General features: G+C 72.9%; 18 protein-coding genes and 1 pseudogene. 15 read left to right on the forward strand and 4 right to left on the reverse strand.

Features of this window, described 5'->3' with window-relative positions; translation table 11 throughout:
* Positions 1-48 precede the first annotated feature (48 nt).
* From ACGF8A_RS11660 to ACGF8A_RS11680, 5 genes are read left to right on the forward strand one after another with little or no spacing between them, the layout of a single operon-like run.
* The gene (locus ACGF8A_RS11660) at positions 49-948 is read left to right on the forward strand and encodes an STAS domain-containing protein (protein WP_393107215.1); all 900 of its coding nucleotides are present in this window, start codon (positions 49-51) and stop codon (positions 946-948) included.
* Positions 945-1,334, forward strand: a complete 390-nt coding sequence (locus ACGF8A_RS11665; protein WP_393106772.1) for an STAS domain-containing protein — start codon at positions 945-947, stop codon at positions 1,332-1,334. Before ACGF8A_RS11660 ends, ACGF8A_RS11665 begins: the two co-directional genes overlap by 4 nt.
* Positions 1,331-1,780 (forward strand): ATP-binding protein, encoded by a 450-nt coding sequence (locus ACGF8A_RS11670; RefSeq protein WP_393106774.1) that lies wholly within the window; start codon positions 1,331-1,333, stop codon positions 1,778-1,780. The genes ACGF8A_RS11665 and ACGF8A_RS11670 overlap by 4 nt, the downstream gene beginning before the upstream one ends.
* Positions 1,777-2,844 (forward strand): SpoIIE family protein phosphatase, encoded by a 1,068-nt coding sequence (locus ACGF8A_RS11675; protein ID WP_393106776.1) that lies wholly within the window; start codon positions 1,777-1,779, stop codon positions 2,842-2,844. The genes ACGF8A_RS11670 and ACGF8A_RS11675 overlap by 4 nt, the downstream gene beginning before the upstream one ends.
* Positions 2,828-4,660 carry a SpoIIE family protein phosphatase gene (locus ACGF8A_RS11680; protein WP_393106778.1) on the forward strand — a complete coding sequence of 611 codons (1,833 nt, stop codon included), beginning with the start codon at positions 2,828-2,830 and terminating at the stop codon, positions 4,658-4,660. The genes ACGF8A_RS11675 and ACGF8A_RS11680 overlap by 17 nt, the downstream gene beginning before the upstream one ends.
* A 22-nt stretch (positions 4,661-4,682) precedes the next feature.
* On the opposite strand, the gene ACGF8A_RS11685 is transcribed toward ACGF8A_RS11680, so the two are convergent.
* Both ACGF8A_RS11685 and ACGF8A_RS11690 read right to left on the reverse strand, forming a co-directional pair.
* A complete protein-coding gene (locus tag ACGF8A_RS11685; RefSeq protein ID WP_393106780.1) occupies positions 4,683-5,192 on the reverse strand; it encodes a MarR family winged helix-turn-helix transcriptional regulator in 510 nt (169 codons plus the stop codon).
* A 265-nt stretch (positions 5,193-5,457) separates the two neighbouring features.
* Positions 5,458-5,616 carry a hypothetical protein gene (locus ACGF8A_RS11690; protein ID WP_393106782.1) on the reverse strand — a complete coding sequence of 53 codons (159 nt, stop codon included), beginning with the start codon at positions 5,614-5,616 and terminating at the stop codon, positions 5,458-5,460.
* 187 nt (positions 5,617-5,803) lie between these two features.
* Between ACGF8A_RS11690 and ACGF8A_RS11695 the strand changes: the two genes are divergently transcribed.
* From ACGF8A_RS11695 to ACGF8A_RS11710, 4 genes are all read left to right on the forward strand, one after another.
* Complete coding sequence (locus tag ACGF8A_RS11695) at positions 5,804-6,193, forward strand: cell division protein SepF (protein ID WP_393106784.1); 390 nt, start codon at positions 5,804-5,806, stop codon at positions 6,191-6,193.
* 123 nt (positions 6,194-6,316) lie between these two features.
* Positions 6,317-7,492 (forward strand): AAA family ATPase, encoded by a 1,176-nt coding sequence (locus ACGF8A_RS11700; RefSeq protein WP_393106786.1) that lies wholly within the window; start codon positions 6,317-6,319, stop codon positions 7,490-7,492.
* Positions 7,489-7,842 (forward strand): nucleotide pyrophosphohydrolase, encoded by a 354-nt coding sequence (locus ACGF8A_RS11705; RefSeq protein WP_393106788.1) that lies wholly within the window; start codon positions 7,489-7,491, stop codon positions 7,840-7,842. The genes ACGF8A_RS11700 and ACGF8A_RS11705 overlap by 4 nt, the downstream gene beginning before the upstream one ends.
* Positions 7,843-8,037: 195 nt before the next feature.
* Positions 8,038-8,508, forward strand: coding sequence for a DUF6099 family protein (locus tag ACGF8A_RS11710; RefSeq protein WP_393106790.1), 471 nt, complete (start codon positions 8,038-8,040; stop codon positions 8,506-8,508).
* A gap of 217 nt (positions 8,509-8,725) precedes the next feature.
* On the opposite strand, the gene ACGF8A_RS11715 is transcribed toward ACGF8A_RS11710, so the two are convergent.
* Positions 8,726-8,932, reverse strand: a complete 207-nt coding sequence (locus ACGF8A_RS11715; RefSeq protein WP_393106792.1) for a hypothetical protein — start codon at positions 8,930-8,932, stop codon at positions 8,726-8,728.
* 258 nt (positions 8,933-9,190) lie between these two features.
* On the opposite strand from ACGF8A_RS11715, the gene ACGF8A_RS11720 reads away from it, so the two are divergent.
* From ACGF8A_RS11720 to ACGF8A_RS11745, 6 genes and pseudogenes are all read left to right on the forward strand, one after another.
* Positions 9,191-10,114 carry an LLM class F420-dependent oxidoreductase gene (locus tag ACGF8A_RS11720; protein ID WP_393106794.1) on the forward strand — a complete coding sequence of 308 codons (924 nt, stop codon included), beginning with the start codon at positions 9,191-9,193 and terminating at the stop codon, positions 10,112-10,114.
* Between the two features lie 440 nt (positions 10,115-10,554).
* Positions 10,555-12,021 carry a 3' terminal RNA ribose 2'-O-methyltransferase Hen1 gene (locus ACGF8A_RS11725; protein WP_393106796.1) on the forward strand — a complete coding sequence of 489 codons (1,467 nt, stop codon included), beginning with the start codon at positions 10,555-10,557 and terminating at the stop codon, positions 12,019-12,021.
* Entirely contained in the window at positions 12,018-14,558 is a 2,541-nt protein-coding gene (locus tag ACGF8A_RS11730) for a polynucleotide kinase-phosphatase (RefSeq protein WP_393106798.1), read from the forward strand. Before ACGF8A_RS11725 ends, ACGF8A_RS11730 begins: the two co-directional genes overlap by 4 nt.
* A gap of 111 nt (positions 14,559-14,669) precedes the next feature.
* On the forward strand, positions 14,670-15,893 hold the full coding sequence (locus ACGF8A_RS11735) for an arginine deiminase (protein ID WP_393106800.1): 1,224 nt from the start codon (positions 14,670-14,672) through the stop codon (positions 15,891-15,893).
* Positions 15,894-15,958: 65 nt separating this feature from the next.
* Complete coding sequence (gene argF / locus ACGF8A_RS11740) at positions 15,959-16,966, forward strand: ornithine carbamoyltransferase (protein ID WP_393106802.1); 1,008 nt, start codon at positions 15,959-15,961, stop codon at positions 16,964-16,966.
* A 129-nt stretch (positions 16,967-17,095) separates the two neighbouring features.
* A pseudogene (locus ACGF8A_RS11745) lies at positions 17,096-17,335 on the forward strand (amino acid permease C-terminal domain-containing protein); the annotation flags it as partial.
* Here ACGF8A_RS11745 and ACGF8A_RS11750 read toward each other — a convergent pair.
* Positions 17,274-17,747: an ATP-binding protein gene (locus tag ACGF8A_RS11750; RefSeq protein WP_393106804.1), complete on the reverse strand. Its 474-nt coding sequence runs from the start codon at positions 17,745-17,747 to the stop codon at positions 17,274-17,276. The pseudogene ACGF8A_RS11745 and the gene ACGF8A_RS11750 sit on opposite strands and share 62 nt — an antisense overlap.
* Positions 17,748-17,912 lie beyond the last annotated feature (165 nt).

A 17,912-nucleotide genomic window follows, 5' to 3' on the forward strand; every position in this document is an offset into this window, starting at 1 on the left:
GAAGCTGAGCCGCTCGCCACGCCGCAGGAGCTTATGGAGAAGGAGACGATTCAGGTGCAGGAGCACGACGCGGCGGACGAGCCGGCGGCCCGGCAGGTGTCCGCCTTCCTCGACCGTTCCCGGGAGCAGATCGCCCAGCGCTGGGCCGACGCGGCCCTGTTCCGCACGGTCTTCACCGTTTCCCGGGACGAGGCCGTGGAGGCCGGAAAGGCCGTGGTCGACGCCCTGGCCGAGGTCGCCGGTTCGGGACGGCTGGAGGACATCGCGGCGCCCGGCTTCGAGGGCGTGCGCGACCAGTTGGGGCGGATGGCCTCCTCGCGGGCCCGTACCGGACTGAACCCGGCGCAGATCGCCGACGAGGTCGCCGCGCTGCGCGAACCGGCCGTGGCACTGCTGCGCGACGGCTACGCCGACCCGGCCGATGCGCAGGCGGGTGATGCCGTGGTGGCGCTGACCGTGCTGATGGGTACGCTGCGGCTCGTGGTGATGGAGCGGGCGCTCAGCGCGGGTGAGGAGCTGATCGAACGCCAGCGGCAGCAGTTGCTGGAAGTGGCCACGCCGGTGGTCAAGCTGTGGGAGGGGACCGTCGCCGTACCGCTGATCGGCACCCTGGACAGCGCGCGCAGCCAGGTCGTGATGGAGAACCTGCTGGACGCGATCGTCGCCCAGCGCGCCCGGTTCGCCATCCTCGACATCACCGGTGTGCCCACCGTCGACTCGCTGGTCGCCCAGCACCTGATGAAGACGGTGGCCGCGGCCCGGCTGATGGGCGCCGAGTGCATCGTCTCCGGCATCCGGCCGGCGATCGCGCAGACGATCGTGCACCTCGGCATCGACCTCGGCTCCGTGCTCACCCGGGCCACCCTCGCCGACGCGCTGGCCTACGCCATCACCCGGCAGGGCGCCGAGGGCTCCTCGCGTGCGGCGGCGGGAGCGAGCCCGCAGTGAGTGCGTCCGCCGACCCCGCGGCCCCGGTGCCCGTGCTGGCACTGGGCGACGTGCTGCTCGTCTCCCTCCAGGGCGAGTTGCACGACGGTATGGCCGAACAGCTCCAGCAGGACATCACCCTGCGCGTCGCGGGCAGCGGAGTCACCGGCGTGGTCATCGACATCTCCGGCGTGGACATGGTGGATTCCTTCCTCGGCCGCGTCCTGGCCGAGATCGCATCCAGCGCCCGCCTGCTGGCCGCCCGTACGGTGCTGGCCGGCATGCGGCCCGCAGTGGCGATCACGCTGGTCGAACTGGGGCTCACCCTGCCCGGTCTGCGCACCGCGCTGGACACCGAACGCGCGCTGGAACTCCTCGGCCACCCGGCGGGCGGGGGGCGCACATGACGCCGACCTCCCGCCCGGCAGCCACGACCAGCCTGCCGATCGGATCGGACGCCGATCTGGCCTGGGTACGGCAGCAGGTGCGACAGGTCGGGTCGGAACTCGGGTTCGGACTGGTGCAGTTGACCAAGCTGGTCACCGCGGCGAGCGAACTCGCCCGGAACACCCTCGTCCACGGCGGCGGAGGGCATGTGGAGATCACTCCGTTGGACAACGGGCACGACCGTGGGCTGCGGCTGTCGTTCGTCGACGCCGGTCCCGGCATCCGTGACGTGGAGAGGGCCATGACCGACGGCTACACCACCGGTGGCGGCCTGGGCCTCGGCCTCAGCGGGGCCAAGCGCCTCGTCCACGAACTGGCCATCGACACCGCACCCGGCCGCGGCACCACCGTCACCGTCGTCGCCTGGAACTCCGTACTCCCCACGGCCCGTCCGGACAGCGCATGAGCAGGGTGTGGGACATCCCCGTGCACGACTCCACCCGGGTCCGGGACGTCCGCGTCGCCGCCGAGGCGGCCGGGGCCCGGGCCGGGCTCGACCCGCACCGCATCGCGGTGGCCTCCCTCGTGGCCACCGAACTCGCCACGAACCTCGTCAAGCACGCGGACGGCGGCCGTATCGTGATCGATCTCGTCGAACGCCCCGCACCGGACGGCCCCGTGCCCTCGGTGCAGCTCGTCTCCCTCGACCACGGGCCCGGCATCACCGACGTCGAGGCGGCCCTGCGCGACGGCCACACCACCGCCGCCACCTCCCTCGGCGCGGGCCTCGGCACCTGCCTGCGGATATCGAGCGACTTCGACCTGTACAGCGTCCGCGGCCGGGGCACCGTGGCGGTCGCCCGTATCGACAGGACGCCCGCGGCCCGGCACGCCGTGCCCCCGCCAGGCCCCCGCGTGGGCGGCATCAACATCCCCCTCGCGCAGGCCGAGCACTCCGGCGACGCCTGGAGCTGGGTGCGCACCCCGACGGCGCTGACGCTGATGCTCGCCGACGGGCTCGGCCACGGCCCCAAGGCCGCCCAGGCCTCCGGTGCCGCGGTCGAGGAGCTGCACCGCTGCGGACATCTGCCGCCGGTGGAGATTCTGCGGCTCCTCAACACCGCGCTGCGGCCCACCCGGGGCGCGGCCATCGCCATAGCGCAACTGGACACGGCCAGCGAACAGCTCCGCTTCGCCGGCATCGGCAACATCGGCGCCCGCCTGCACACCGGCGGCGACTGGCGGGCGCTCGTCTCCCGCCCCGGCATCGTCGGCTCGCACTTCCCGGCCACCGTCCCCCAGCAGCAACTGGCGTGGGGGGCGGACAGCCTGCTCGTCCTGCACAGCGACGGACTGCCGAGCCGCTGGAGCCCGCCCGGCGACCCCGGCCTGCCGCACCACGACCCCGCTGTGGTGGCCGGTGCCATCCTGCGCGATGCCAGCAGCGCCGCCCGCCCCGTACGCGACGACACCAGTGTGGCCGTACTGGCCCCCGACAGCCGGACCCGCGCCCATGACCGCCGCCGCTGACACCTGGACCATCGCCTCGGCCGCCGACGCCGCCCGGGCCCGCAGCGCCGTCGCCCGGCTCACCGAGCACGCCCCGGCCCTGGACCGGGCACGCTTCCTGACCGACCTCACCGCGCAACTGCGCCGCTGCCTCGCTGAGGGCGGCGCGGAACTGGTCCTCAGCACCCGGCACACCGACCGGCTCCAGATCGACGTGCACCCCGCCGGCCGCCCCGCGCGGCGGTTCACCCTCAGCTGCCCCCAGGGGCCGGCCGGGAAAGGCGCCGACGGCACCGACCTCGCCGACGCCCTGCTCACCGCGGACGAGGACACGGGCGAACTGGTCGAGCAACTGGACGGCGTACGCCAGGAACTGGACGGCCTCCGGGAGAAGCTCGACGGACTGCGCCGGCAACAGGGCGCCCTCCAGGAGAAACTGGACGAGAAGGAGGCCCTGGTCCGCTTCCACCGCGAGGAACTGCACGAGACCAACCAGGGCGTGCTGGCCCTGCACGCCGAACTGGACGCCGCTGCCCTCGCCCAGCGGGAACTCCTCGACGCCGAACGGGCCGCGCGCGCCGAGGCCGAGAGCGCGCGCCGGCTGCTGACGTTCCTGGCCGACGCCAGCGCCGTCGTGACCGCCTCGCTCGATCACGACGCCATCCTGCACCGCCTGCCCGGGCTGCTCGTCCCCGAGTACGCCCGCGACGTCGACGTGTGGCTCTTCGACGACGAGCAGGGGCCCCGCAGCGGCGGCCGCCCCGCCGCCGCCGTGACCGCCGCCCGCACCGGCCGCCCCCAGCACGCCGCGGGCCACACCGGCGGCCTGCCCGGCGTCGACGACCTGCCCGCCTCCGTACTGGCCCCGGACCGGCCGCTGCTGTGCATCCCGCTCACCGCGCACCGCATGCTGGGCGTGCTGACGCTGACCGCGCCCGGGCCCCGCTTCGACCCGGACACCTCCGTCATGCTGGTCGAACTCGCCCGCCGGATCGGCATCGCCCTGGACCACGCCCGCCGCTACGAGCAGCACCGCGACATCGCCGAGGCCCTGCAACGCGCCCAGCTCACCGAGCTGCCCGACGTCGAGGGCGTCACCCTGGCCGCCCGCTACCTGCCCGCCACCCGCGGACTCAACATCGGCGGCGACTGGTACGACGCCTTCCCGCAGCCCGACGGCAGCCTGCTCGCGGTGATAGGGGACGTCACGGGGCACGGACTGCGGGCGGCCGTGATGATGGGCCAGTTGCGCACCGCGCTGCGCGCGTACGCCGTGGAGGGCGACGGGCCCGCCCGGATCCTCACGCGCCTGCACCACATGCTCCGCCACCAGGAGCCCGACCTGTACGCCACCGCGGTCGTCGCACGCTTCCGGCCCGGCGACCCGGCCCTCGTGTGGGCCTCCGCCGGGCATCCGCCCCTCGTGGTGCGCGAACCGGACGGGGCGGTGCGGGTCCTGGACGCCAAGCCCGGCATCATGCTGGGCGTTCCCATCCCGTACGAGTACCAGGAGCACGCCGTCGACCTGCCCCGCGGCTCGACGCTCGCCCTGTACACCGACGGCCTGGTCGAGCGGCGGGCCCTCGGAATCGACCCCGGCATCGACCGGCTCCGCGCGACGCTGGCCGCGTTCAGCGGGACCGAGCTGGAGCGCGACCTGGACGCCTCCGCCGAATCCCTGCTCAAGCCGATGCTGCACGATTCCGAACGCGACGACGACGTCTGCATGCTGCTGTGCCACACCACCAGCACGCCGTCCCCGGTGCCGGTGCCGTCACCCAGGTCGAACCGAGGAGCCGTCCGGACGGACGCGGCGGACCGGCCCCTGCCGCGCTGAGGCCGCGACTCCGCGACCGACGTCATGTGCCGGACGTCGCGTCACCGGGCAGCGGTGCCCGCCCCGTCCGGGTGCCCAGGAAGGCCCGCAGCCCCCGGCTGAGCGCGTCCCGCTCGCCCGGCTCCATCCCCGCCAGCGCCGCCCCCAGCGCCTGTGCCCGCCGCTCGGCCACATCGCCGAGCACATGCCGCCCGTGGGCCGTCAGACTCAGCCGCACCTCTCGCCGCTTGTGCGGATGCAGGCCCCGCTCCAGCAGCCCCGCGGCCTCCAGCCGGTCGCACAGCCGGCTGGCCGTCGGCAGTCCTGTGTCCAACCGCTCCGCCAGCCCCGTCAGATTCAGCCCCGGCGACACCTCCAGCGCCCGCAACGCCCGGAGCTGGTGCGGCGACAACCGCAGCACCGCCCCCTGCGCCGCCAGCGACCACAGGTCCGTCAGGCTCTCGACGGCGTCGGCGATCTCCGGCGCGACGGCCCGCGGACCGTCGCCCGAACCCTTCGCCTGATCGTCGCCGGGGCCGCCGAGGTGGGTCACGAGAACATCACTTTCAGTAAACTCCGGGCAGGTGAAAATCACCCTCTCAGACGCTGTACCCGAAGGGCGCGAGGACATACAGCCCGGTGCCGGTGCATTCCGATCGTCGTTGCCGGAGCGAAGGCGGGCAGGGGAGTTGCTCCGTTTACGCGCTTTGTTCTGTTCGCGCGGATTGCCCAACCCATGCGGAAAGCGGACCTGGTGCGACCGGCCCGGCGGCCGGGGCACGCACACCCGGCCGCCGCGGGCGTCGACCGCGGGACCGTCAGACCTGGTACCGGTCGGCCGTGACGAGGCGGACGTGCACGGTCACAGTGCCGCCGGCCCACAACTTCTCCCGGCAGCCGCGCAGTTCTTCGTAGAACTCCATCGCCTGGCGGGCGTCGCCTTCGAAGACGAGACCGGGGTCGAGTCGCGAAGCCATGAGAGCCTCCCGAAGGGAGCGGACGGTCATTGCCGCGCACCCTGGCCGGGGCCACCGCCAACCGCCCTTCGCACACGATCGCCCCCGCTTCGTCGTCGCCGACCGTGTCGCTGTTCGGCCGAACGGGTGACATGGCGTAAGAATTGGCTGGTGCAGGCGATGAGTGCGACGCAGATCGGGGGAGCCGGTGAACAGCCACGACGTCACCGATGAACAGTGGGAAGGGCTCGCCCAGGTCGTGCCGTTGCGGGGCCGCGACGCCTGGCCGTCCTCGGTGGACCACCGCGCGCTGCCGGAGGCGCCGACGGAGGCCCGCCGTCGTTTCGTCGTCCTGCGCGTCAACGTCTTCGGGGACGCGCGTGAGGTCGCCGAGACCCTGATGGCCGGCATCCCGGTCCTCCTCGACCTCACCGGAGCGGAGACGGACGTCGCCAAGCGCGTCCTGGACTTCAGCACCGGCGTCGTCTTCGGCCTGTCCAGCGGCATGCACCGCGTCGACCGCAACGTGTTCCTGCTGACCCCGCCCGGGACCGAGGTCCAGGGCCTGATGGAGGGTGCGGGGGGCCCGGGAGTGTGAAGGCGGCCCAGGGGATGCGGGAGCGCGCGGGGTGCGCGCCGGCACAGGCCGTCGTCGCTCGATCGTAGGAAGGTCCGGCAGGCGGAACGGTTCGGCCGTCCCGCGGTCTCCTACGGTCCGGACATGACCCCACCCCTCACCACCGCCACGCCCCGCACGACCCCCCACCCGCCGGCCCCGGGATGTCCGGAGCGGCCGTGCGTCACGGAACTGCGGCTGTCCGCCTTCGCCGGGCACCGCGGCACCGCGTTCCCGCTCGGGCCGTGCACGCTGCTCGCCGGGCCGAGCGGTTCCGGCAAGACGACCGCCCTGCGGGCGTACGAGGCGCTGGCCGGGCTCGGCGGCGGAGCGCGGCTCGACGAGGTGTTCCCCGACCCGGCCGCCTGCGTGCCGGAGCGGGCGCGGCCGGACGCCCAGCGGCGGCGCGGCTTCCGGATCGGCTGCACCGCGGACGGCCCCGAGGGCCCGGTACGGCTCGACCTCGCCGTGCAGGCCGAGCCGGAACTCCGCGTCGTCGGCGAGCGGTTGACGTCCGGACGCCGCGTGCTGCTGGAGACCGCGCTGCGCGATCCGGGGCGGCGTGCCGTGCAGGCCGCATGGCACAACGGGGGATCGGTGCCGGTGACGCGGGCGCCGCTCCCCGACGACCGGCTCGGCACCGCGCTGCTGCCGTTACGGGTGGCGGGCAAGACCGAAGGGCAGCGGCAGGTGCTCGCCGCCGCCGAACAGATGGTGGTGGCGCTGCGGTCGGTGTTCGCCTGCGATCCGCTGCCCGGGCGGATGCGCACCCCCGCGCCGGCCGGCTCGGGGCACCTGCTCACCGGCTGCGACAACCTCGCCGGAGTGCTGTGGCGCACCCGCGAGGAGTGCGCACGGCGGCACGGGCTGTTCGTCGCGGCGGTACGGGCCGGCTGCGCAGGGACGGTCACGGACGTGCTCGCCGAGGCGGCGGCCGACGGCACGGTCCGGGGGAGCCTCGACCGCGGCGACGGCTACCGGACCGGGTTCGGGCGGCTGGGGGACGGGGAGCTGCGGTACCTCGCGCTCGCCCTGGTGCTGCTCACCGGTCCCGGCGTCCTGGAGGTCGACCCGGCGGGAGAGGTGCCGGCCGCGCTGCAGACGCTGACCGTGCTCGCCGACGGCTTCGACCGCGCGCTGGACGTGCCGCAGCGCACCGAACTGCTGCGGCTGGCGGCCCGGATGGGGGAGCGCGGGCACATCCGCTGGGTCGGCGCGGTGAGCGACGCCTCGTGGGCGGCGGGGGAGGAGGGGATCACGGTGGTACACCTGGAGCCGTGACAGCACAGCCGGAACATCCCGGGCCGCCGGATCTCGCCACCCTTCAGCGCCGGCTCGCCGCGTTCGCCGCCGCGCGCAACTGGCAGCCGTACCACACGCCCAAGAACCTGGTCGCCGCGCTGAGCGTCGAGGCCTCCGAACTCGTCGAGATCTTCCAGTGGTTGACGCCCGAGGAGTCGGCCGGCGTCATGGCCGAGCCGGGCACCGCGCACCGCGTGAGGGACGAGGTCGCCGACGTACTGGCGTATCTGCTCCAGTTGTGCGAGGTGCTCGGCATCGATCCGCTGGCCGCGCTCGCCGCGAAGATCGACCGCAACGAGGAGAGGTTCCCGGCGCCTCAGGAACCGTGACACCCCTGCCGGCCGGTGAAGGAAGAACTCCACTTTCACTCTGCGTGAGTGAAATCCGAACTGAATCCGAATTGTTGTCCACAGATTTCGGTCTTCCACTGGCTTTTCGTCTCAGGCGACCTCACTCTGGGTAGTGAACCAGGGAGTTGAGTCAGACGTGCGGAGAGAGCGCGTCGGGACAGACGGGGGCAGCGCATGGACGCGGTGCGACTCATCCTGACGAGCAGGCGTGCCCTGGCAGGAGGCGGTGGGGTTTCCGAGATCATGACGGAGGTGTGGCAGGCGCAGGCCCTCGCCCAGGCGATCGGCAGCCGCCTCGCGGTCTCCGGGCCGCCCGAACTGCGCGGTGAGGCACTGGGGTTGACCGAGCTGGCGGGCCGCGGCTGCGGTGTGCTGGACACCCCGGAGCTGGCCCTCGGTGAGCTGCGCGCGGCCCAGCTCACCGAACTGGGCGACGCCCGCCAGGCCCTGCTCCACCTGGGCGGCCTGCTCGGCGAGGTGGGCATCGCGCTGGTCGGCATCACCTGCGCCGCCCCGGACGAGGGGACGTACTGGCAGTGCATGGAAGCCATCGACGCGGCGGACGAGTCGAGAGACCGCGTCCGGGAGATGCTCCGCAAACTGACCGACCGCGAACAGGCCGTACCGGCGCGGGAGGCCGGCTAGCGTGCAGCGGCGGCGGTGAGCCCGGCAAGGCGCCGGACGCGCGCGAGGGGCCTGCCGCCCCCCTGCCAGGGCCTACGGGGCGGCGCTGCCGGCCTCTGTGCCCGCGGTCCACGACACCGCGCTGACCGCGTGCTGTGGCCGCGGTCCACGACACGGCGCTGATCCACCGACCTGGCAGGGGCAGGACCCCGACACGCCCGGCCGGCGTCCCATGCCCTCAGACCACCCCCGCTCCCTCGGGCGGCTCAACCCCCCGCTCCTCCACCGCCGGGCGGGCCGATCTGTGCGGGCCCGCTGCCTGCAGGTCCGCGTCCAGGGCCGACAGGTCCGCGTTCAGCGCCGCCATCAGCTCCTCCATCTGCTGCAGCAGCCCCTTCGGCCGGGCCTCGCCCCCGCCCTGCTGCGGCACGGTCTCCTCGGACATGACGGCCTCCTCGGCCCTGGGCCCCCCGGGAGGGCCGATGCGGGTGTCGCCCGGCGTCGACCGGCCGGCGCGGGCGCCGGGCGGGCCGGCTCCGCCCGAGCCAACGATCACCACCGAGGCGGGTCACTGGCACGGGCGCGCACCCGCGCGCGGCGTTGACGTATTTCACCCTCGGCGGGGAAGCGGTCACGCCGTGCGCGACGGGCGCACGCACCGACGCGGTGCCCGTCCGCCCGCGCGAACAGGCAGGATGGAGGCATGGATCTTCGAATTTTCACCGAGCCCCAGCAGGGGGCGGCCTACGACACCCTGCTCACCGTCGCGAAGGCCACCGAGGACCTGGGCTTCGACGCCTTCTTCCGTTCCGACCACTATCTGAGGATGGGCTCCGGAGACGGCCTGCCCGGCCCCACCGACGCCTGGATCACCCTCGCCGGACTGGCCCGCGAGACCAAGCGGATCCGGCTCGGCACCCTGATGACCGCCGGTACCTTCCGGCTGCCCGGCGTGCTCGCCATCCAGGTCGCGCAGGTCGACCAGATGTCCGGCGGCCGGGTCGAACTCGGCCTGGGTGCGGGCTGGTTCGAGGACGAGCACACGGCGTACGGCATCCCCTTCCCGAAGGAGAAGTTCGGCCGCCTGGAGGAGCAGCTGGAGATCGTCACCGGGCTGTGGGCCACGGAGCCCGGCCGCACCTTCGACTTCCACGGCACCTACTACGACCTCAAGGACTCGCCCGCGCTGCCCAAGCCCACCCAGCCGAAGATCCCCGTCCTCGTCGGCGGCCACGGCGCGACGCGGACGCCCAGGCTGGCCGCGAAGTACGCCGACGAGTTCAACATGCCGTTCGCCTCCGTCGAGGACAGCGAGCGCCAGTTCGGCCGGGTCCGCGCCGCCGCCGAGGACGCCGGCCGGGGAGGCGACGACCTCGTCTACTCCAACGCCCTCGTCGTCTGCGTCGGCAGCAGCGACCAGGAGGTCGCCCGCCGCGCCGCCGCGATCGGCCGCGAGGTGGACGAGCTGAAGGCCAACGGACTGGCCGGTTCCCCGGCCGAGGTCGTCGACAAGATCGGCCGCTACGCCGCGATCGGCTCCCGCCGCATCTACCTCCAGGTCCTCGACCTCGGCGACCTGGACCACCTGGAGCTGATCTCCGCCCAGGTGCAGGCGCAGCTGCCGTAGGGGCGCGGAGCCGGCCGCCCCGCCGTCGCGCGCGTCACCCGGTCGGCCCCTGTCCGCGTGCCCTCGTCTCGGACGCGTGGCCGCGCCGACCGCGGGAAGGCGCCGGACAGGGCGAGGAACGCGACGGCGGGGTTGACGTAGCCGGGGACACCGGCCGGGTGGCTCGCGCCCGTCCCCGTGTGGCAGACCAGCCAAGGGCCGAACACATGCGGCGCCCCCCACGTGTACAGACGGGGAGATGCAGGTGCCGCATCCGCCGAGTCGATCGGCGCCGGTCGCGCAGAGCTGCGACGGAGGCCACTCCTCCGGTCACAGGCCGGTCACAGCCGCACCCCGGCCGGGCGGAAAAAATCCCCGGTGGCCCGGCCCTGTTGCCGATACGTTGGCTGGGACCCGCGGGCAGACATACCCGCACTTCAGACCCTTTCGAGGCAACCACCGTGTTCCTGACGATCAGTACCACCGGCACCCCTGAACGCCCCGCGACCGACCTCGGGTTCCTGCTGCACAAGCATCCCGGCAAGGCGCAGGCGTTCTCCACCTCCTACGGCACGGCACATGTCCTCTACCCCGAGGCGGACGCCGATCGCTGCACGGCGGCGCTGCTGCTGGAGGTGGACGCGGTGGCACTGGTCCGGCGCGGCAAGGGCAAGGGCCGGGGCGGCGCGCCCGACGCGGCCCTCGCGCGGTACGTCAACGACCGCCCGTACGCGGCCTCCTCACTGCTCGCCGTGGCGCTCAGCGCCGTCTTCTCCAGCGCGATGCGCGGGGTGTGCGACGCCCGCCCCGAACGCGCCACCGCGCCGCTGCCGCTGCGCGTCGAGATACCCGCGCTGCCGGCCCGCGGCGGACCCGCCCTCGTACGCGCGCTCTTCGAGCCGCTCGGGTGGACGGTGACGGCCGAACCGGTCCCGCTGGACACCGAGTTCCCGCAGTGGGGGGACTCGCGCTACGTGCGTCTGGTGCTGGAGTCCGAGACGCTGACCCTCGCCGCCGCCCTGCGCCACCTGTACGTCCTGCTCCCGGTCCTGGACGACGCCAAGCACTACTGGGTCTCCTCCGACGAGGTGGACAAGCTGCTGCGGGCCGGTGAGGGCTGGCTGCCCGGCCACCCGGAGCAGAGGCTGATCACCAGCCGGTACCTCTCGCGCCGCTGGTCGCTCACCCGCCAGGCCATGGAACGCCTCGAACTGGTGCGGCTGGCCGAGACCGACGACAGCGAGGTCGAGGACATCGACAACGCGGTCGAGGCGGAGACGGAGGAGGCCGGGAAGCCGGCGCCGCTCGCCGTGCGGCGGCGGGAGGCGATCGTGGCCGCGCTCCACGAGTCCGGTGCCGCCCGGGTCCTCGACCTCGGCTGCGGGCAGGGCCAGTTGGTGCAGACGCTGCTCAAGGACGTCCGCTTCACGGAGATCGTCGGCGTCGACGTGTCGATGCGCGCGCTCACCATCGCCTCCCGGCGGCTGAAGCTCGACCGCATGGGGGAGCGGCAGGCGGCACGCGTGAAGCTGTTCCAGGGCTCGCTCGCCTACACGGACAAGCGGCTGGGAGGCTATGACGCCGCCGTGCTCAGCGAGGTGATCGAGCACCTCGACCTGCCCCGGCTGCCCGCCCTGGAGTACGCGGTGTTCGGCGCCGCCCGCCCCCGCACGGTCCTCGTGACCACCCCGAACGTCGAGTACAACGTCCGCTGGGAGACCCTCCCGGCCGGGCACGTCCGGCACGGCGACCACCGCTTCGAGTGGACGCGCGCCGAGTTCCGCCGGTGGGCCGGGTCCGTCGCCGAACGGCACGGCTACGAGGTCGGATTCCGGCCGGTCGGACCGGAGGACCCCGAGGTCGGGCCACCCACCCAGATGGCCGTGTTCACCATGACCGGCACCGCGAAGGAGGAGAAGGCCGCATGACCGTCGACACCCCGGGGCGTACCCTGCCCGTGACCGACCTGTCCCTCGTGGTACTCGTCGGTGCCTCCGGCTCCGGCAAGTCCACCTTCGCCCGCCGGCACTTCGCACCCACCGAGGTCATCTCCTCCGACTTCTGCCGTGGCCTGGTCTCCGACGACGAGAACGACCAGAGCGCCACCCGGGACGCCTTCGACGTCCTGCACTACATCGCGGGCAAGCGTCTGGCCGCCGGCCGGCGCACGGTCGTCGACGCGACCAGCGTGCAGCCGGACGCCCGGCGGCAGCTGATCGAGCTGGCCCGGCAGTACGACGTGCTGCCCATCGCCATCGTGCTCGACGTGCCCGAGGAGGTGTGCGCCGAACGCAACGCGGCCCGCACCGACCGCGCCGACATGCCGCGCCGGGTGATCCAGCGGCACATCCGCGAACTGCGCCGTTCCCTGCGCCACCTGGAGCGCGAGGGCTTCCGCAAGGTGCACGTCCTGCGCGGAGTGGCGGAGGCCGAGAACGCCACCGTCGTCACCGAGAAGCGCTTCAACGACCTCACCCACCTCACCGGTCCGTTCGACATCATCGGCGACATCCACGGCTGCTCGGCGGAACTGGAGTCGCTGCTCGGCAAGTTGGGATACGCCGACGGAGTGCACCCCGAGGGCCGTACCGCGGTCTTCGTCGGCGACCTCGTCGACCGCGGCCCGGACAGCCCGGGTGTGCTGCGCCGCGTGATGTCGATGGTGAAGTCCGGCAACGCGCTCTGCGTGCCCGGCAACCACGAGAACAAGTACGGGCGCCACCTGCGCGGCCGCAACGTCCGCCGGACGCACGGGCTCGCCGAGACCGTCGCGCAGATGGAGGGCGAGAGCGAGGAGTTCAAGCGGGAGGTCCGGGAGTTCATCGACGGGCTGGTCAGCCACTACGTCCTCGACGGCGGCCGGCTGGTGGTCTGCCACGCGGGGCTGCCGGAGAAGTACCACGGCCGCACCTCCGGCCGGGTCCGCAGCCACGCCCTGTACGGCGACACCACCGGCGAGACCGACGAGTTCGGACTGCCGGTGCGCTACCCGTGGGCGGAGGACTACCGGGGCCGGGCGGCCGTGGTGTACGGCCACACCCCGGTCCCGGAGGCCACCTGGCTGAACAACACGATCTGCCTGGACACCGGTGCCGTCTTCGGCGGCAGGCTCACCGCGCTGCGCTGGCCGGAGCGGGAGCTGGTCGACGTACCGGCGGAGCGTGTCTGGTACGAGCCGGTGAAGCCGCTGCGGAGCGAGGCGCCGGGCGGGCAGGACGGGCGTCCGCTGGATCTGGCGGACGTGCGGGGCCGGCGGGTCGTGGAGACCCGGTACGCCGGGCGGATCTCCGTGCGGGAGGAGAACGCGGCGGCGGCCCTCGAGGTCATGAGCCGCTTCGCGGTCGACCCGCGGCTGCTGCCGTACCTCCCGCCGACGATGGCCCCGACGGCCACCTCCCGTGTCGAGGGGTATCTGGAGCACCCGGAGGAGGCCTTCGGGCAGTACCGGCAGGACGGGGTCGCGCGGGTCGTGTGCGAGGAGAAGCACATGGGTTCGCGGGCGGTGGCGCTGGTGTGCCGGGACGCGGAGGCGGCGCGGCAGCGGTTCGGCGTGGACGGGCCCACGGGCGCGCTCTACACCCGGACCGGCCGCCCGTTCTTCGACGACGGGTCGGTCACCGAGGAGATCCTCGGACGGCTGAGGACGGCGGCCGAGTCGGCCGGCCTGTTCACGGAACTGGACACGCGGTGGCTGCTGCTCGACGCGGAGCTGATGCCGTGGTCGCTGAAGGCGTCCGGGCTGCTGCGCAGTCAGTACGCGGCGGTCGGCGCCGCCTCCCGGGCGGTGTTCCCGGGTGCGGTGGCCGCCCTGGAGGGCGCCGCGGCTCGTGGCGTCGACGTCGGCGGCCTGCTGGACCGCCAGCGGGAACGGGCCGCGGACGCGGCGGCGTTCACGGAGGCGTACCGGCGCTACTGCTGGCCCACCGAAGGCCTGGACGGCGTACGCCTCGCCCCCTTCCAGATGCTGGCCGTGCAGGGCCGCAGCCTCGCCGCCCTGCCGCACGACGAGCAACTCGCCCTGCTGGACCGCCTCGTCGAGCATGACGGCACCGGCCTCCTGCGGACCACCCGGCGGCTGTACGTCGACACCGGCGACCCCGAGTCGGTCCGGGCGGGCGTCGACTGGTGGCTGGAGATGACCGGCCGGGGCGGCGAGGGCATGGTGGTCAAGCCCGTCGGGGCGGTGGTGCGCGACGAGCGGGGGCGCATGGTGCAGCCCGGCATCAAGTGCCGGGGCCGTGAGTACCTGCGGATCATCTACGGCCCCGAGTACACCCGTCCGGACAATCTGGCCCGTCTGCGCTCGCGGTTGCTGAACCACAAGCGGTCGCTGGCGCTGCGCGAGTACGCGCTCGGCCTGGAGGCCCTGGACCGGCTGGCCGAGGGCGAGCCGCTGTGGCGGGTGCACGAGGCGGTGTTCGGGGTGCTGGCACTGGAGTCGGAGCCGGTGGACCCGCGGCTGTAGCCGCCCGCGGCCGTGGGCCGGACCGTGTCCTGAACGCGGTCCGGCCCGCCGCCGTGGGGCGGCCTTCCGAAACAGGGGGTGAACAGGCGCGCGAATGGTCAGGATGGAGGCATGGGATTCCACGTCGACTCCGAGGCCGGGCGGCTGCGCCGCGTCATCCTGCACCGGCCGGATCTGGAGCTCAAAAGGCTCACCCCCAGCAACAAGGACGCCCTCCTCTTCGACGACGTCCTCTGGGTGCGCCGCGCGCGTGCCGAGCACGACGGGTTCGCCGACGTGCTGCGCGACCGCGGTGTCACCGTCCACCTGTTCGGCGAGCTGCTCGTCGAGGCCCTGGAGATCCCGGCGGCCCGCACGCTCGTCCTGGACCGGGTCTTCGACGAGAAGGAGTACGGCCCGCTGGCCACCGACCACCTCCGGGCCGCCTTCGAGGCCCTGCCCACCCGGGAGCTGGCCGAGGCGCTGGTCGGAGGGATGACCAAGCGGGAGTTCCTGGACGCGCACGCGGAGCCGACCTCGGTGCGCTTCCATGTCATGGACCTCGACGAGTTCCTGCTCCAGCCGCTGCCGAACCACCTCTTCACCCGCGACACCTCCGCCTGGATCTACGACGGTGTCTCCATCAACGCCATGCGCTGGCCGGCCCGGCAGCGCGAGACCGTCCACTTCGAGGCGATCTACCGGCATCACCCGCTGTTCCGTGACGAAGGGTTCCACCTCTGGTCCGAGGGGCAGGCGGACTACCCGTCGACCATCGAGGGCGGGGACGTACTCGTGATCGGCAACGGCGCCGTGCTCATCGGGATGAGCGAGCGGACCACCCCGCAGGCCGTCGAGATGCTGGCGCACAAGCTGTTCGCCGCGGGCTCCGCCGAGACGATCGTGGCCCTCGACATGCCCAAGCGGCGGGCCCTGATGCACCTCGACACCGTGATGACCATGGTCGACGGCGATGTGTTCACCCAGTACGCCGGGCTCGGCATGCTCCGCTCGTACACCATTGAGCCGGGGGTGGGCGAGAAGGAGCTGAAGGTCACCGACCACCCGCCGGAGCACATGCACCGCGCGATCGCCGCCGCCCTCGGGCTGAGCGAGATCCGGGTCCTCACCGCCACCCAGGACGTGCACGCGGCCGAGCGTGAGCAGTGGGACGACGGCTGCAACGTGCTCGCCGTCGAACCGGGTGTGGTAGTCGCCTACGAGCGGAACTCCACCACCAACACGCACTTGCGCAAACAGGGCGTCGAGGTGATCGAGATCCCGGGAAGTGAGCTGGGGCGGGGACGAGGGGGCCCGCGCTGCATGAGCTGTCCCGTCCAGCGGGACTCCGTATAGAAATTCTGAACTTCGTATAGACTTTCAGCGCCCTGGTCCTGTCCCCGTACGTCTGGAGCGCCCCCATGGCGACAGTCCCGACCGCTCTCGCTGGCCGCCACTTCCTCAAGGAGCTCGACTTCACCGAGCGGGAGTTCCTCGGCCTGATCGAGCTGGCCGCCGAGCTGAAGGCCGCGAAGAAGGCGGGGACCGAGACCCGGTATCTGCGGGGCCGCAACATCGCGCTGATCTTCGAGAAGACCTCGACGCGCACCCGCTGCGCGTTCGAGGTGGCCGCGGCGGACCAGGGCGCCTCGACGACGTACCTCGACCCCACAGGTTCGCAGATGGGGCACAAGGAGTCGGTCAGGGACACCGCGCGCGTGCTCGGCCGGATGTTCGACGGCATCGAGTACCGGGGGGACAGCCAGGCGAAGGTCGAGGAGCTGGCGGCCTTCGCCGGTGTCCCCGTCTTCAACGGCCTCACCGACGACTGGCACCCCACCCAGATGCTCGCCGACGTCCTCACCATGTCCGAGCACGGCCCGGGGCCGCTGACGGCGACCGCGTTCGCCTACCTCGGCGACGCCCGCTTCAACATGGGCAACTCCTACCTGGTCACCGGCGCCCTGCTCGGCATGGACGTCCGGATCGTCGCACCCAGGTCCTACTGGCCCGCCCAGGAGGTCGTGGACCGCGCCCGCGCCCTCGCCGGCACCAGCGGCGCGCGGATCACCCTCACCGAGGACGTGGCCGAGGGCGTCCGCGGCGCCCACTTCGTCGCCACCGACGTCTGGGTCTCCATGGGCGAGCCCAAGGAGGTGTGGGACGAGCGCATCACCGCGCTCGCCCCGTACGCCGTGACCATGGACGTGCTGCGCGCCACCGGCGAGCCGGACGTGAAGTTCCTGCACTGTCTGCCCGCCTTCCACGACCTCGGTACCGAGGTCGGCCGCGAGATCCACGAGAGGCACGGGCTGGACTCCCTGGAGGTCACGGACGAGGTCTTCGAGTCCGCCCACTCGGTCGTCTTCGACCAGGCCGAGAACCGGCTGCACACCATCAAGGCGGTGCTGGTCGCCACCCTGGCCTGAGCGGCACGTGTCCTGACCTTGCCTGATCAGGCCTTATGCTGGCCGGCGGCCCGGAGCCACCCTTTCCGCGGCCGCCCCGCGCCCCATCCGGGCGCACCCCGTCCCCCCCCAGAAACGAGCACCACCCGCATGCCCCGCACCTTCCGGGTGCCGCTGTACCCCGTGGTCCCGCTGCTGGGCGTCGGCTTCTGCCTGTACCTGATGTACGAGACGGGCTGGACGACCTGGGTGCAGTTCGCGGTGTTCGTGGCCGTGGGGCTCCTGGTGTACCTCGGCTACGGGCGCCGAAACTCCCGGATGGCCCAGGTCACGACGCCGGACGCGGCCGGCACCGAGGCCGGCGCTGACGCGGTACGACAGGGAGTCTGAACCACACCGCCTTGCCGGACTCGGTGGGGCGGTGACCGCAGGACGCGCTCAGCGTGCGGATCAGCAGCAGGCCCCGCCCGTGTTCCTGCCACGGGTCGGGCTCGCGGTCGGCGGGCCGCGTGAGATTGCCGGGCGGCGCGGGGTCGGGGTCGTGCACCTCGACCTTGCAGCCGGTCGGCAGCAGCTCCACGACCAGCTCTATCGGGGCGTCGCCCACGGTGTGCTCCACGGCGTTGGCGACCAGCTCGGCGGTGAGCAGTTCGGCGGTGTCGCTGTCGGCGCCGTGCTGAAGCTCCGCGAGCGCCGTACGGACCAGCGCGCGGGCCACCGGCACGGCTGCCGCGGAATGCGGCAGCGCGATGCGCCAGGAGGCGGGGGCTGAGTGACGTTCGTGCAAGGCCAGTCCGTTCATGGTGCAGGCATGTCCTGAATGCCGAGATCTTCAGGCTGTCCTGCCTTCAACCTCAGAGATGGTACGGCGCCCCTCGGCGGAGTCTCACGACGGGCACCGCCCGGGTCCTCGGACCCGGTGAGTGAGACCTACCCCGGTGAACGGACGGGTTCGCACGGATGCTCC

This window comes from Streptomyces sp. NPDC047706, from assembly GCF_043204795.1.
Taxonomy (GTDB): domain Bacteria; phylum Actinomycetota; class Actinomycetes; order Streptomycetales; family Streptomycetaceae; genus Streptomyces.

Coding starts and splice junctions, on each gene's coding strand:
- ACGF8A_RS11750 (WP_393106804.1), bottom strand. CDS start 17,747: ATGAACGGACTGGCCTTGCACGAACGTCACTCAGCCCCCGCCTCCTGG.
- ACGF8A_RS11710 (WP_393106790.1), top strand. CDS start 8,038: ATGGACGCGGTGCGACTCATCCTGACGAGCAGGCGTGCCCTGGCAGGA.
- ACGF8A_RS11675 (WP_393106776.1), top strand. CDS start 1,777: ATGAGCAGGGTGTGGGACATCCCCGTGCACGACTCCACCCGGGTCCGG.
- ACGF8A_RS11700 (WP_393106786.1), top strand. CDS start 6,317: ATGACCCCACCCCTCACCACCGCCACGCCCCGCACGACCCCCCACCCG.
- ACGF8A_RS11715 (WP_393106792.1), bottom strand. CDS start 8,932: ATGTCCGAGGAGACCGTGCCGCAGCAGGGCGGGGGCGAGGCCCGGCCG.
- ACGF8A_RS11720 (WP_393106794.1), top strand. CDS start 9,191: ATGGATCTTCGAATTTTCACCGAGCCCCAGCAGGGGGCGGCCTACGAC.
- ACGF8A_RS11680 (WP_393106778.1), top strand. CDS start 2,828: ATGACCGCCGCCGCTGACACCTGGACCATCGCCTCGGCCGCCGACGCC.
- ACGF8A_RS11735 (WP_393106800.1), top strand. CDS start 14,670: ATGGGATTCCACGTCGACTCCGAGGCCGGGCGGCTGCGCCGCGTCATC.
- ACGF8A_RS11670 (WP_393106774.1), top strand. CDS start 1,331: ATGACGCCGACCTCCCGCCCGGCAGCCACGACCAGCCTGCCGATCGGA.
- ACGF8A_RS11690 (WP_393106782.1), bottom strand. CDS start 5,616: ATGGCTTCGCGACTCGACCCCGGTCTCGTCTTCGAAGGCGACGCCCGC.
- ACGF8A_RS11730 (WP_393106798.1), top strand. CDS start 12,018: ATGACCGTCGACACCCCGGGGCGTACCCTGCCCGTGACCGACCTGTCC.
- argF (WP_393106802.1), top strand. CDS start 15,959: ATGGCGACAGTCCCGACCGCTCTCGCTGGCCGCCACTTCCTCAAGGAG.